The organism is Candidatus Paceibacterota bacterium (assembly GCA_035452965.1).
Lineage (GTDB): Bacteria > Verrucomicrobiota > Verrucomicrobiia > Limisphaerales > UBA8199 > UBA8199.
In genome coordinates this window covers 1-12,058 of record DAOTCE010000059.1, presented here as the reverse complement: position 1 = coordinate 12,058, position 12,058 = coordinate 1, and the positions used below count along the sequence as shown (strand labels likewise).

Annotated in this window: 18 protein-coding genes and 1 pseudogene; all 19 read left to right on the top strand. The window is 63.9% G+C overall.

The genetic code is table 11. From position 1 onward, the window contains the following. The first annotated feature begins 217 nt into the window (after positions 1 to 217). The 19 genes and pseudogenes from P5205_21940 to P5205_21850 all read left to right on the top strand — a co-directional run bounded on the left by P5205_21940 (position 218) and on the right by P5205_21850 (position 11,694). Positions 218 to 412: a helix-turn-helix transcriptional regulator gene (locus P5205_21940; GenBank protein ID HSA13024.1), complete on the top strand. Its 195-nt coding sequence runs from the start codon at positions 218 to 220 to the stop codon at positions 410 to 412. 9 nt (positions 413 to 421) lie between these two features. After that, the gene (locus P5205_21935) at positions 422 to 730 is read left to right on the top strand and encodes an excisionase family DNA-binding protein (GenBank protein ID HSA13023.1); all 309 of its coding nucleotides are present in this window, start codon (positions 422 to 424) and stop codon (positions 728 to 730) included. Beyond that, on the top strand, positions 727 to 1,164 hold the full coding sequence (locus tag P5205_21930; protein HSA13022.1) for a hypothetical protein: 438 nt from the start codon (positions 727 to 729) through the stop codon (positions 1,162 to 1,164). The genes P5205_21935 and P5205_21930 overlap by 4 nt, the downstream gene beginning before the upstream one ends. Positions 1,165 to 1,224: 60 nt before the next feature. After that, positions 1,225 to 1,863, top strand: coding sequence for a hypothetical protein (locus P5205_21925; protein HSA13021.1), 639 nt, complete (start codon positions 1,225 to 1,227; stop codon positions 1,861 to 1,863). Between the two features lie 36 nt (positions 1,864 to 1,899). Then, positions 1,900 to 2,394 (top strand): ERF family protein, encoded by a 495-nt coding sequence (locus tag P5205_21920; GenBank protein ID HSA13020.1) that lies wholly within the window; start codon positions 1,900 to 1,902, stop codon positions 2,392 to 2,394. Between the two features lie 64 nt (positions 2,395 to 2,458). Next, positions 2,459 to 3,163 carry a hypothetical protein gene (locus P5205_21915; protein HSA13019.1) on the top strand — a complete coding sequence of 235 codons (705 nt, stop codon included), beginning with the start codon at positions 2,459 to 2,461 and terminating at the stop codon, positions 3,161 to 3,163. 36 nt (positions 3,164 to 3,199) lie between these two features. Further along, the gene (locus P5205_21910; GenBank protein HSA13018.1) at positions 3,200 to 4,045 is read left to right on the top strand and encodes a hypothetical protein; all 846 of its coding nucleotides are present in this window, start codon (positions 3,200 to 3,202) and stop codon (positions 4,043 to 4,045) included. Positions 4,046 to 4,048: 3 nt separating this feature from the next. Further along, complete coding sequence (locus tag P5205_21905) at positions 4,049 to 4,867, top strand: hypothetical protein (GenBank protein ID HSA13017.1); 819 nt, start codon at positions 4,049 to 4,051, stop codon at positions 4,865 to 4,867. Between the two features lie 45 nt (positions 4,868 to 4,912). Next, positions 4,913 to 5,311 (top strand): hypothetical protein, encoded by a 399-nt coding sequence (locus P5205_21900; protein ID HSA13016.1) that lies wholly within the window; start codon positions 4,913 to 4,915, stop codon positions 5,309 to 5,311. After that, the gene (locus P5205_21895; GenBank protein HSA13015.1) at positions 5,308 to 5,490 is read left to right on the top strand and encodes a hypothetical protein; all 183 of its coding nucleotides are present in this window, start codon (positions 5,308 to 5,310) and stop codon (positions 5,488 to 5,490) included. Before P5205_21900 ends, P5205_21895 begins: the two co-directional genes overlap by 4 nt. A 2-nt stretch (positions 5,491 to 5,492) precedes the next feature. Continuing rightward, positions 5,493 to 7,163: a DEAD/DEAH box helicase gene (locus P5205_21890; protein ID HSA13014.1), complete on the top strand. Its 1,671-nt coding sequence runs from the start codon at positions 5,493 to 5,495 to the stop codon at positions 7,161 to 7,163. Between the two features lie 40 nt (positions 7,164 to 7,203). Then, positions 7,204 to 7,554 (top strand): sigma factor-like helix-turn-helix DNA-binding protein, encoded by a 351-nt coding sequence (locus tag P5205_21885; protein HSA13013.1) that lies wholly within the window; start codon positions 7,204 to 7,206, stop codon positions 7,552 to 7,554. Beyond that, positions 7,551 to 8,330: a hypothetical protein gene (locus P5205_21880; GenBank protein HSA13012.1), complete on the top strand. Its 780-nt coding sequence runs from the start codon at positions 7,551 to 7,553 to the stop codon at positions 8,328 to 8,330. Before P5205_21885 ends, P5205_21880 begins: the two co-directional genes overlap by 4 nt. After that, a complete protein-coding gene (locus P5205_21875; protein ID HSA13011.1) occupies positions 8,327 to 8,620 on the top strand; it encodes a DUF1376 domain-containing protein in 294 nt (97 codons plus the stop codon). Before P5205_21880 ends, P5205_21875 begins: the two co-directional genes overlap by 4 nt. A 10-nt stretch (positions 8,621 to 8,630) precedes the next feature. Then, entirely contained in the window at positions 8,631 to 8,993 is a 363-nt protein-coding gene (locus P5205_21870; protein HSA13010.1) for a hypothetical protein, read from the top strand. Positions 8,994 to 9,186: 193 nt separating this feature from the next. Beyond that, positions 9,187 to 9,432, top strand: a pseudogene (locus P5205_21865) (LuxR C-terminal-related transcriptional regulator). Further along, positions 9,429 to 9,731 carry a hypothetical protein gene (locus tag P5205_21860; protein ID HSA13009.1) on the top strand — a complete coding sequence of 101 codons (303 nt, stop codon included), beginning with the start codon at positions 9,429 to 9,431 and terminating at the stop codon, positions 9,729 to 9,731. Before P5205_21865 ends, P5205_21860 begins: the two are co-directional and overlap by 4 nt. After that, positions 9,722 to 10,300, top strand: a complete 579-nt coding sequence (locus tag P5205_21855) for a hypothetical protein (protein ID HSA13008.1) — start codon at positions 9,722 to 9,724, stop codon at positions 10,298 to 10,300. Before P5205_21860 ends, P5205_21855 begins: the two co-directional genes overlap by 10 nt. Then, positions 10,297 to 11,694: a terminase family protein gene (locus P5205_21850; GenBank protein ID HSA13007.1), complete on the top strand. Its 1,398-nt coding sequence runs from the start codon at positions 10,297 to 10,299 to the stop codon at positions 11,692 to 11,694. Before P5205_21855 ends, P5205_21850 begins: the two co-directional genes overlap by 4 nt. The last annotated feature ends 364 nt before the right edge of the window (positions 11,695 to 12,058 follow it).

Genomic DNA, 12,058 nt, shown 5'->3' with positions numbered 1-12,058 from the left:
GACTCCCAATACGACAATCTGGAACCCACCAAAACTCCCTGAGCTGAACTAAAAGGTAGTTTCGTGATTTTCTTCGCGATTTTCTAAAAAATCGCATCTCATTTACTGACAGGGGTTTACGGAGGAAAATGCCCCTTTTTCACCCCCTGTTTTCGCGATTTTTCCCCTAGGTAAACGCGGCGAACGGTTCGCCACGGACACGAAAGCGGAGAGCGCGATGGCAGAGAATAGACGAATGGCGGCGGCGCGGGTGCTCAAGGGCATCACGCAACGGCAACTGGCGGAGCTGGTCGGCACGCGGGAAATCGAAATCTCGCGGATTGAGACGGGCCGGGTGTGCCCCGGCGCGGAGGTTAAGCGTCGGATCGCCGAGGTGCTGGGCAAGCCGGCCTTCGAAATCTTCGACGCGTAAGGAGTGCACATGATTACCCCGAATCCAAACGAGCGGCTGATCGGGTTGCCGCAGGCGACGGCGGAACAGGAGGCGGCGAAGTGGTTCACGCGGCCCGGCCTGGCGGCGGCGCTGAAGGTTTCGGTTTGCACCGTGGATCGGATGGTGGCCAACGGTGAGCTGCCCTGCGTCAGGCTGGGCAGGCGGGTGCGGTTCTATCTGCCGGACGTGGTCGAGGCGCTGCGGAAGGGGAATCGGAAGTTTGGGCGGAGGGCGGCGATGCCAGGGAAGACGACCACGGATGGTCGCGGATGCACGCAGATCGGGGGTGGCCTGTGAACAGCCGCAACAAGGGCAAGCGGGGCGAGCGGCAGTGGCGCGATGAGTTGCGCGCGAACGGGTATGGCGCCCGGCGCGGGCAACAATTCAGCGGGTCGCCAGACTCACCAGATGTGGTGTGCGATGCCCTGCCCTGGATCCATTTTGAGGTCAAGGCGGTGGAGCGGCTGAATATTGAGGAGGCAATGGACCAGGCGCGGCGGGATGCCAGCTCGAAGGTGCCCGTGGTGGCGCATCGGCGGAATTTCCGGCCGTGGCTGGTCACGATGGAGGCGGAGCCGTTCTTCCGGCTTCTGAGGGGAGATTTCACAGAAGGGAACAGAGGCAACGAAGAGGGGCTGGAGCGGAATGGGACAAAGGGGACGGCCGGGCAATTGCAGGTGGCAGGTGGCAAAGCAGTGAGTGGCCCCGGCTGGCCGCAGAGGAGGGATTGAATTTGGGGACGCACATGAGTGCGTCCCTGGCGACAAGATCAACAACAAAGAAGCAACAACATGAAACACATCGTATTTGATATTGAAACCATTCCGCAGGATGAGGCGAAGCTGCTGGCGCTGGCGCCGGAATTCACCGCGCCGGCGAATTTGAAGGACCCGGCGAAGATTGAAGCGGCCAAAGAGCGGAGGAAGGCCGATTACATGGCCGATGCGGCGTTGAATTGGAAGACCGCCGAGGCCGTGCTGATCGGCGCGGGGGATGAGACGGGAATCCAGTCGTTCACCGCCGGCACCGAAAAGGAGTTGGTCGGCAATTTCCTGACACTGCTGGGCGATGCCTTGGCGGATGGCGTGGCCGTGGGCGGGCACAACGTCAAGGGTTTCGACCTGCCGATGCTTGTAAACCGCGCGCGCGTTCACGGGCTGAAGATCCCGATGTCGCTCCTCTGGTTCTGGAAAGGACGTCCTACCTGGCACGAATCCGTGTTCGACACGCTGGAGCTGTTGTCGTTCGGGCGCTCGTTTGAGGGCAATGGCGTTGACGATGTTGCGCGGGTCTTCGGGCTGCCGCCGAAGCTCGGTAATGGCCGGGACTTTCCGTTGATGTGGCGCGCCGATCGCGAGGGTGCGCTGGCCTACAACCGGCGCGACGTGGAAATCGAAATCGAAATTGCCCGCATCTGCGGGTGCATCTGAGGCGAGACACGAATTTCACCAATTACCACGAATCTTATGACGAGGTCTGAATCCATCACACACTTGGCCGCGGCGCTGGCGATGGCGCAGGCGGAAATGCCGGTCGCGGTCTTTGACGCGACGAACCCGTTCCTGAAAAGCAAATACGCGTCGCTGGGGGCGGTGATCCAGGCGAGCCGGCCAATCCTGGCGAAACACAAGCTGAGCTTGATGCAATTCCCGATCAGCGGTGGCGGCGCCACTGGCCAAGGTGCGGGGGACTACATCGGCGTGGAGTCGGTGCTCACGCATGAGTCGGGGGAGTTTGTGGCCGAGCGGGTTGTGATCCCGCTCACCGAGGAGAAGGGGAAAACGAAGGTGCAGTGCGCTGGTAGCACGCTGACTTACCTCCGCCGCTACTCGTGGGCGGCGATTCTGGGCATGTATTCCGACGAGGACTCGGACGGTGGTTCACCCGTGCAGGCGTTCGCGCCGAAAGCGGCGCCGGTGTTGCCGCCGCCGCCGCCGATGAAGTCGTTCCAGAACAACTGAGAATTTTGGGACGACATCGGAGTCGTCCCACCGACAAAAAACAAACAACAACGAAAGGATAGTTATGGAAGTACCACAGGAAGGAAAATACGTCTGCAGATTGAATGACCAGATGGTCATTTATGAGGCCTCCACCGGATCACTATGCGGCGCGATGCCGTGTGAAATGGTCGAGTCTGGCTACAGGTTCAAGCACACGGTGGTGCTGGTTAAGGCTGACGGGACGGTCCAGACCAAAACGGTGGACACGTTGAAGGCGGTGTGCAACTGGGACGGCCTGGACCCGTTCTGGCTGATGGACAACTCCGTCGAGGGCGGGCCCATGCGGTCGGTCGAGTTCGAGATCGTGGGCGGTCCGGAGACCAGCGACAAGGGCGCGATCTATTTCAAGAGCAAGTGGCTCAATCCGCTGGGTGGTGGCATGCGCACGCCCGCGGCGGCTGATCGGCGGTCGGTGCTAGCGAAGTATGGAACGAAGTTCCAGGCGCTTGCTGGTGTCGCCCCGGCCAGGCCTGCGCCGGCTGCGCCGAAGGCGCCGCCTGTTCCTAGGGCCACACCGACTGCTCCGCCCCCTGGCGCAGCCACGGCAACGATGGAAGAGGCGTGGGCGGCGCTCAACGAGGCGCAGGCCGGAAAGCCCGCCGAGGCAATCGAGAAGACCTGGTTCGACACGATTGCGCGGCTGTTCCCCAACAAGAGCAACACGGACCTGAAGCCGCACGAGTGGGGGAAACTCAAGGCGGAGTTCGAAGACAACATCCCGATGTAGGAGGCGCGAACACAAAGCAGAAAGTTGAAATACAAAATGAAAACAGAACAGCAATCGTTTGGAGAGAAGTCGGCGCCGGGCCTGGACAGGGTTACGCGCTACAACTTGGACGTGCGCAACGCACCGGGCCAGTTCGCCATGCTCCACAAGTCGGAGCTGGCAGTGGACCCGTCCTACCAGCGCAACCGTATCAACCAGCAGCGCGTGGATACCTTGACGCGGACTTGGGATTGGGTTGCGTGCGGCTGCCTGGTGGTGGCACTGCGGGACGATGACAAGTGGTTCGTCGTTGACGGCCAGCACCGGAAGCTCGCCGCCGACCAGCGTTCGGACATCCAGGAACTGCCTTGCCTGGTGTTCGAGACCACGAGCCGGCGCGAGGAGGCGGTGAGTTTTCTGGCGATCAACCAAGGCCGCGTGGGCGTGGGGAGCCTCGACCGGTACCGCGCCCAACTGCTCTCCGGCGACAAAACCGCGTTTGCGGTGGAGTCGATGCTGAAAAGCACGGGGCATCGGGCCGGGGACAAGCCGTCGGCGCGGACGGTGTCGTGCGTTGCGTGCCTTTACAACCTGGCGAACGAGGACTGCGCGCGGTTTCAGCGGCTGTGGCCGCTGCTGGCGGAGCTGCATCCGGATGGGCCGATGACCGACGCGGTAATCCGGGGCCTTTGGACCGTGGACAAGTGGCTCGGCGAGCGAAGCGTCACGGAGCGGCCGTATCGGGAGAAGCTGCTGGTGATCGGCGGAAAGGGGTTGCAGCACGAAATCCGGCGCGAGATGGCGGTGATTGGTCAAGGCGGTTCGCGCGTGTGCGCGTGCGCCATTGCGAAGTACCTGAACAAGCAACGGATGCCGGCGCATCTGAAGATTCAACTGAACTAACCCATGAAGAGATACGAATTGGTGGTCAGGATCCGGGACGATGAACGGCTGGCCGAATTGGAAAAGGTGATCGCGAGGGGCCGGAAGACCTTTGTGGAGGTGGGACGGGCCTTGGCGGAAATCCGGGATATGCGCTTGTATAAGCGCGAATACGGAAGTTTCAGCGAATATTGCCAGGCGAAATGGGGGTGGGAGCGTGCCCACGCCTATCGGCTGATTGACGCGGCCGACGTGGCAAAAGTGTCTCCCATGGGAGACAAAATCACCAGCGAGCGTGCCGCACGGGAATTGGGCAAAGCGGAACCCGAGCAACGGGCCGGCATCGTCCAGGCGATTGTGGATGAGGGCAAGCCGGTGACGTCGGCGGAAATCAGGCGGCATTTGCCGCCGCCGCCGATGCGACCGAACGGCGCGCAGGGGGCTGGGCGCCCTACCGTGCCGCCCCCGCCTCCGTCGCAAGTCCTGGACGCGACGGGCTGGCCGATCCCGACGCAATTGATCCCGCTCTGGCAGCGCACGGACGAGGTGCAGGAGATGTTGACCATCCTCAGCCGGGTCAAGGGCGGGTTGCGCTCGGCCCAGGAGAACAAGGACCTGCTCTTCGCCGAGGTCAACTTTTCCTCCGCGTTGTCGCAGCTCGACCAGGCTTGGTACGACATTAAGACGGCGAAGCCGTTCGCCGTCTGCCCGACGTGCCAAGGCCAGCTTCCCGACAAATGCGCGCTCTGCAAGGGGCGCGGGCTGATTTCCGAACATCGCTGGAACACTTGCGTTACGCGCGAGGACAAGGAGTTCAGGGAAAAGGCCAAGGGCAAACGCTGAAACCAGAACCACATGAACACTGAAATGAAAACGCAAGGGACAGAAATGCAAATAGCGGAAGAGCGTGCGTGGGAGAAGATCACGCAGGCAGGGGAGAAGGTCGCTTACGCTTACCAGCACGTGCTGAAGGCGGCGGATGACCTGGCCGACTTGCTCGAATACAACGCGGACTATGTGCTGCGGCGGGCGTTGCCGAAGAGCGTGTCGGAGCGCCGGGACTGCGAGCTGGTTCCGAGATGGCTGGAGGCGGAGCGCGAGGAGATCGAGGAGCATGTGCGGGCGCGCCTGGCGGCGCATGCGAAGGCGATGCAACGCGAAGCGCTGCTTGCGCGGCTGAAGCTGACGAAGGCGGAACAGCGGTTGCTGGGCATCCCGAAGCCACACGAATTGGAGGGAGCCGGAGACGGCGCGGACGGGGGCAAAGGTGAAAGGGGGGATGCGTGATCCAGCGAGTGGACAACCTGTGGTTCGGGCTGCTCGGCCGGGCGCACCGCTGGATACTGTGCCGGGTGGCAGCGCACTTCCGGCGCGAAATGGTGCGTGGGGCCAAGGCGCACCGCCGCCAGGAGGCGGTGCGCCGGCTGGAGCGGCACCTGGTGCCGCAGAAGCCACACCTGAACTAGCCATGATCCTACGTCCTTATCAATCCGCAGCGTCGGACGCCATTTTCAAGGAATGGCAGGAGAACGACTCCACACTGGTCGTGATGCCGACTGGTGGAGGCAAGACCATCCTCTTCGCCGATGTCATTCGGCGCGTGTTCCCGCGCCGGGCCCTGGTGATCGCCCATCGCGAGGAGCTCATCTTCCAGGCGCGCGACAAGATCCAGCGTGTCACCGGCCTGAGCGCTGACGTGGAGATGGGCGAATACCGGGCCGAAGGGGGGCTGTTCGGCTCGGCCCGGGTGGTCGTCTCGACCATTCAAACCCAGTGCTCAGGCGGCGACGGCGGCGGGCGGATGGCAAAGTTCGACCCTTCGCAGTTCGGCCTGCTGATCATCGACGAGGCGCACCATGCGACGTCGCCAACCTACCGCCGGGTCATTGACTACTACCGTACCAACCCGGCGCTCAAGGTGCTGGGTGTGACCGCCACGCCCGACCGCGCCGATGAGGAGGCGCTCGGGCAGGTGTTCGAGTCGGTGGCGTTCGACTACGAAGTCTTGGACGCCATACACGACGGCTGGCTGGTGCCAATTGAGCAGCAGATGGTGCATGTGGAGGGGTTGGATTACTCCAGCATCCGCACCACCGCCGGCGACTTGAACGGCGGCGACCTGGCCGCCGTGATGGAAGCGGAGCGGAACCTGCAGCCGATGGCGTCGGCGTCGCTGGCGATCATCGGGCAACGGCGGGCGCTGGTGTTCACGTCGAGCGTGAAGGCGGCGGAGATGACGGCGGAAATCTTCAACCGTCATCGGCCGGAGATGGCGTCCTGGGTGTGCGGCAAGACGGAGCGCGAGGAGCGCCGCCGGGTGCTGGCGGACTTTGCCGCGGGCAAAGTCCAGGTGGTGTGCAACTGCGGCGTGCTGACTGAGGGCTTCGATGACCCTGGGGTGGAGGTCGTCATCATGGGACGGCCGACGAAGAGCCGGTCGCTGTATTCACAGATGGTGGGCCGGTCCACCCGCCCGCTGCCGGGCGTGGTGGATGGGCCGGAGACGGGTGAGGCGCGCAAGGCGGCCATCGCCGCGAGCGCCAAGCCGTCTTGCCTGGTGGTGGACTTTGTCGGCAACGCCGGGAGACACAAGCTCATTACCAGCGCGGACATCCTGGGCGGCAAGGTGAGCGAAGAGGCACTCGAACGTGCCGTGAAGCGGGTGAGTGCGGCAGGCGGCCCGGTGAACATGACCGAGGCGCTGGACGAAGCCGAAACCGAACTGCGCGAGCAGAAGCGACTGGCGGAGGCCGCGCGGCGGGCGAATCTGGTGGCCAAGGCGCGGTTCACGACGCAGTCGGTCGATCCCTTCGATGTGCTGCACCTTGACCCGGTGAAGCCGCGGGGCTGGGACGCGGGCCGACAGCTCACGGAGAAGCAGCGGTCGCTGCTGGCCAAGCAGGGCATCAACCCCGACGGGATTTCGTTTGCGGAAGGCCGGCAGTTGATCTCGGAGATATTCCGGCGCTGGAACGGGAAGCTGTGCTCGTTCAAGCAGGCCAAGGTGCTGCGCAAGTACGGCTACGACACGGAGGTCAGCTTTGCGGAGGCGTCGGCGACCATTGACGCGCTAGCTCGCAATGGCTGGCACCGGGTGCCGGCGGGGGCGCCGGCGAAGGGAGACCCGGCATGGAATTGAGCTTCAGACGCATGACCAAAGAGAAAGTGTTGAGACTACTATGAAAACAGCATTCCCACCGTGGTTGTCAGAGCAGCATAAGGCCGCAATCCATCTGCGCGAGTTTCGTCGGTACAGGTTTCGCGAGATCGGGGAAAAGCTCGGGGTGAGCACTTGTCGCGCCCGTGAAATCTACAAACAGGGGGTGTGGCGGCGCGAGCACGCCCCGGAGTGTTTCCATGGTCTTACCTGCCGCACGGTCCACATCCTGGAAAGGCTCTGCCTGAACAACCGGGAGGAGGTCCTGGCAGCGGTGGTTTCGGGGCGGCTCACGCCGAAGGGCGGGCCGCGAAATCACGGGAAGCAGACGCAGATCGAGATCCTGTCGTGGCTGGGCCTGCTCAAGGTATGAGCTTCACGCGCGTCAGCAAAGCCAGCCCGTGCCCCCAGTGCGGCAAGCCCGACTGGTGCACCGTGGGCGAATACGGCGTTGTCTGCATGCGGGTGCAATCCGCGAAGCCGGTGAAGAACGGCGGCTGGTTTCATCCGTTCGATGGCGCTCGGGGGCGGCCCCTGGCGCCGCCGCCGAAGCGGCAGCCGCCGACCATCAACGCCACCGCGATGCACCGCGCCTGGCTCGCTGGCACAGCACCCGAGGCGGTGGCGGCATTTGCGGTAACGCTCGGCCTGTCCGCGCCGTCATTGGCGGCGGTCGGCGCGGCCTGGGCGGCGCCGCACACGGCGTGGGCGTTCCCGATGCGCGACGGCTACGGTAACGTCGTCGGCATCCGGTTGCGCAACGAGCGCGGCAAGTTCGCAGTGCGCGGCAGCCGGCAGGGCATCTTCCTGGCCGAGGTGCCTGCGCAGAAGACCCTTTTCGTCTGCGAGGGTCCCACCGACACCGCCGCCGCTATCGAGCTTGGGCTCTTTGCCGCGGGCCGGCCCAACTGCTGTTGCGGGGGTCTGGAAGTCCGCACCTACGCGCGGCGGCACAAGTGCGACAGGGCAGTCATGGTCTCCGACAATGACAAGCCGGGCCTGGACGGGGCGCGCAAGGTGGGCGGCGAGCTTGGGCTGCCCTACGCTGTGTATGTGCCGCCGGCGAAGGACCTCCGCGAATTTTGCCGCCTGGGCGGCACACGCAACATGATCGAAAACACATTGAAAGGAACAGTTTGGAACGTATGAAACATTACCTATTCATGCCGTTTTACGGTGGTGAGTTTTTTGAAGCCATGGCCGGCCACTCCGAATCGGTCGGCATGGCTTATCTCAGGGCGCTCTGGCACTACTGGGGCCACACGGGCTGCACCGGCCTGCCCAATGACGACGAATACCTGCGGCGCGTCTGCGGGTGCGAGCGGGCCGAGTGGGCTCGGACCAAGGGGATCATCTTCGACAACCGGTATCATTTCCGGCTGGAGGACGGTTTGTGGCAACAGGTGCGTGGCTATCCTGAATGGGCGAAAACACGTTGAAAGGCATCGTATGGCAAAATGGATAAAGGTCGAAACGCACACGCCGGACAAACCGGAGCTGCGCCATATCGCGCGCCGCTGCCAATGCACCCGGGCGGAGGCGTTCCTGGGCTTCTTCCGCGTGTTCGTCTGGCTGGATGAGCAGACCGACACCGGGCAGGTGGAGTATTTCACCGAGGCCGACGCCGATGAAATCGCCGGTCTGGCAGGTTTCGGCGCGGCGGTGGCGGAGGTCCGCTGGATCATGTTCGGGCCCACCGGCGCGGTGGTTTCCAACTGGGACCGACACAACGGCCAATCCGCCAAGCGGCGGGGCATGGATGCGGAACGCAAGCGGGGTGTCCGCAAGCGAAGCGGACAAACTGCGGACTAGATAAGAGAAGAGGAGATAAGAGAAGAATAATGACATAGGTAACAAAGGTATGAGTATAGAAGGTACAGAGGTAACAAGGGTACCAAGGGGTACAGGGGTACCAGCAGATAGGTCTGAGGGACGGGCGCTCCGGCTGTGGGCCATGGATAGGGAGACCATGGGAGCGGCGCTCTACCCGGAGTTGGCGGAGAAGGCCGAGCGGCTTGGGCGGCGAGGCCAGGTGCTGGCGTGCATTTGGGCGGGGAAGGGCACGAAGGAGATTGCGGCTGATCTGGGCATCAGCCCCAAGACGGTGGAATACCACCGGGCACGGCTATACCGGATCTTCGGGGTGAATGACCTGGTCAGTTTGTGCCGGCGGGCGATAGCGGTGGGATTGATAGATGCGAGGTCCGAAGTCCGAGGGCCGAACAAAGCCGAAAGGCGAATTAAGCTATGAGTACAGAAGCTACAAGTGTAACAGCAGATAGTGCTAAGGGACGGTTGCTCCGTTTTTTGTTTCGCCCGCCGGCGCTGGGGCCGTTGCCGGCTCGTCCGGGTGGGTTCGCTCGGCGGCTGGCGCGGGTGCCGGTGGACCTGGTGACGCACCTGGGCATGACGCGGGCTAACGCCTACTACGCCGCTGGCTGCCCGCTCGAACTGTGCGACCATGCGGCGGCCCGTGACCTGTGGCAGGTCATCTACTGGGACGCAATCGCGAGCGAAGCTGACGGCGCTAAGGAGGATTTATGCCGATGATGTTTGAGCAGCAACCCAAAGAAAGCGACAGAGCCTTTGCCGCTTTCAGTCTGTATCTGAGCCTGGGGCCACAGCGCGGCCTGCGCGAAGTGGCACGGAAGCTCGACAAGAGCTTGACGGTGGTGGGGCAGTGGTCGAGTAAGTTCGACTGGCCCGCGCGAGTGGCCGCGCACGCGGCGCACCTGGCCGTGGTCGAGCGCGAAGCGATCGAGGCCACGGCGCGAAGCAAGGCTGCGGGGTGGGAGGCTCGCGAGCAGCAGCTCCGTGAAACGGAGTGGGCGATGCACGAGCGGGCCATCGCCGCCGCGAAGCGGGGCCTGGATGCCTACATGGCCCGCGAGAAGGTGTATGCCAACCTGGCTGACATCGCCCGGATGCTGGAGATCGCCAGCAAGCTGGGGCGGCTGGCGACGGGTTTGGGCACCGACGGCGAGCGTCGCAAGGGCGACGAGCTGCCGGCGGTGCGGGTGGAGGTGAAGGTGGCGCTGGAGAAGATCTACGGCGAACCACTTCCAGGGGAAGTGGTCGATGTTCAGGCGGTGCCTGCGCTGCCGGAGAAAACCGTATGACGCCCTGGGAACGCTATTTTGTGGTCGGGCGCCGGGCCGGATGTCCGATGGACCAGATGGACCGGTTCCAGGCGGCCGACGTGGTCCTGCAGAGCCGCCAGCTCGCCGCCTCGGCGGCGGCGCGGCTCTGCGACCGGGCCGACGGGCCGACCGGAGTCGGCTACGGCGGGGCCCGGGGCGGCGGCAAAAGCCACTGGCTTTTGGCGCAGATGGGCGTTGACGACTGTCAACGCGTGCCGGGCCTGAAGTGCCTGCTGTTGCGGAAGGTTGGCAAGGCCAACCTGGAGCACTTTGAGGATCTTCGGCGGAAGCTGTTCACGAATCTGGGGCACGAGTTTTCGGCGTTCCGGGGCATCCTGACGTTCAACAACGGGTCGCGCATCATCGCGGGCCATTTCCAGAACGAGAAAGACATTGATGCCTACCTTGGGCTGGAATACGACGTGATCGGCATTGAGGAGGCGACGACCCTCACGGCGCGGAAGTATCAGGACATCACGACCTGTTGTCGGACCAGCAAGGGGAATTGGCGCCCGCGCATCTACTCCACAACGAATCCCGGCGGCGTGGGGCACGGGTGGTACCGTAAGCGGTTCATCGAACCGTGGCAACGGCACGCGGAGACTGAGACGCGGTTCGTCGCGGCCCGGGTGACCGATAACCGGTGGAACAACCCGGAGTACATGCGGGTGCTCGAGGGCCTGACTGGCTGGCAGCGTCGGGCCTGGCTGGATGGGGATTGGGATATTGCGGCGGGCCAGTTCTTCACGACGCTGCGGCGGGAGGTGCATATGGTGTCGGATTTCGATGAGACCAGGGCGCGGGAGTGGTTTTGCGCCCTGGACTACGGGTTCACGCACTACACCGTGGTGCTGTTGGGCTGCACGGATGGGGATGGCAACCTGTTTGTGGTGGATGAGCACGCGGAGCGGCTGTGGCTGCCGCAGCGGCACGTGCCGGCCATTGCAGCGATGCTGGCGCGGCATGCAATCTCCAATCGCAGACTGGAGATTGCTGATCTGAAGAGGTTTGTGGCCGGCGCGGACGTGTTCAGTCGGCAGAGCGACGGATCAACCGTCGCGTCGCAGTACGGGAAGCTTGGTGTTGCGTTGAAGCCGGCGAACATGGAGCGGGTGAGCGGGTGGGCGGAGATCCTGCACCGGTTCGGCGATCCGGCGAACGGAGTGAAGCCGCGGCTGTTCATCCACGAGCGGTGTGCGCGGCTCGTGGAGTGCCTGCCGGCGCTACAGCACGATCCGAGTCGGCCTGAGGATGTGCTGAAGGTGGATTGCGACGAGGATGGTGTCGGCGGTGATGACGCCGCCGATGCACTCCGGTATCTCGTCGCGACGAAGTCGCGGACGGTGGCGCAGCGCAAGCTGCGCGGGCTCTGAGCGCAGCCCCCTGGGATGGAGGGGGCGAGCATGTGGGGTGGGTGGGCTGCGACCCCGCCAAGCTGAGCAAAGGAGCGGAGTGAGGGGTGTGGCGTGAAGGATGCGGGAGCGACTGGCGCGCGCACTGCCACCGGCCGGGGGGGGAAAGGGCCGGTGAAAGCAGTGAGCGTGACAGGCGCGACAGGCTCCCGGCCACAAGACGCTGTTATCTTCAGTGCACCGGGCCGCCGAAGGTCTGGCTGTGTGGCGCCTGCGGCGGCCAGACTTGCGATGAGGCGGCGGGGACCCGTTTGCCGAGGGCTCCCGCGCCAGCGGGATACGGCAACGGGGCGGCACTACAGATAACAGCTCTTGTGGCTGGAGC

What these genes read in the sequence shown, in the direction of transcription:
- P5205_21915 (HSA13019.1), top strand. Translation starts at nt 2,459, where the DNA reads ATGGAAGTACCACAGGAAGGAAAATACGTCTGCAGATTGAATGACCAG.
- P5205_21940 (HSA13024.1), top strand. Translation starts at nt 218, where the DNA reads ATGGCAGAGAATAGACGAATGGCGGCGGCGCGGGTGCTCAAGGGCATC.
- P5205_21855 (HSA13008.1), top strand. Translation starts at nt 9,722, where the DNA reads ATGCCGATGATGTTTGAGCAGCAACCCAAAGAAAGCGACAGAGCCTTT.
- P5205_21900 (HSA13016.1), top strand. Translation starts at nt 4,913, where the DNA reads ATGCAAATAGCGGAAGAGCGTGCGTGGGAGAAGATCACGCAGGCAGGG.
- P5205_21910 (HSA13018.1), top strand. Translation starts at nt 3,200, where the DNA reads ATGAAAACAGAACAGCAATCGTTTGGAGAGAAGTCGGCGCCGGGCCTG.
- P5205_21890 (HSA13014.1), top strand. Translation starts at nt 5,493, where the DNA reads ATGATCCTACGTCCTTATCAATCCGCAGCGTCGGACGCCATTTTCAAG.
- P5205_21880 (HSA13012.1), top strand. Translation starts at nt 7,551, where the DNA reads ATGAGCTTCACGCGCGTCAGCAAAGCCAGCCCGTGCCCCCAGTGCGGC.
- P5205_21870 (HSA13010.1), top strand. Translation starts at nt 8,631, where the DNA reads ATGGCAAAATGGATAAAGGTCGAAACGCACACGCCGGACAAACCGGAG.
- P5205_21905 (HSA13017.1), top strand. Translation starts at nt 4,049, where the DNA reads ATGAAGAGATACGAATTGGTGGTCAGGATCCGGGACGATGAACGGCTG.
- P5205_21885 (HSA13013.1), top strand. Translation starts at nt 7,204, where the DNA reads ATGAAAACAGCATTCCCACCGTGGTTGTCAGAGCAGCATAAGGCCGCA.
- P5205_21875 (HSA13011.1), top strand. Translation starts at nt 8,327, where the DNA reads ATGAAACATTACCTATTCATGCCGTTTTACGGTGGTGAGTTTTTTGAA.
- P5205_21920 (HSA13020.1), top strand. Translation starts at nt 1,900, where the DNA reads ATGACGAGGTCTGAATCCATCACACACTTGGCCGCGGCGCTGGCGATG.
- P5205_21850 (HSA13007.1), top strand. Translation starts at nt 10,297, where the DNA reads ATGACGCCCTGGGAACGCTATTTTGTGGTCGGGCGCCGGGCCGGATGT.
- P5205_21860 (HSA13009.1), top strand. Translation starts at nt 9,429, where the DNA reads ATGAGTACAGAAGCTACAAGTGTAACAGCAGATAGTGCTAAGGGACGG.
- P5205_21925 (HSA13021.1), top strand. Translation starts at nt 1,225, where the DNA reads ATGAAACACATCGTATTTGATATTGAAACCATTCCGCAGGATGAGGCG.
- P5205_21935 (HSA13023.1), top strand. Translation starts at nt 422, where the DNA reads ATGATTACCCCGAATCCAAACGAGCGGCTGATCGGGTTGCCGCAGGCG.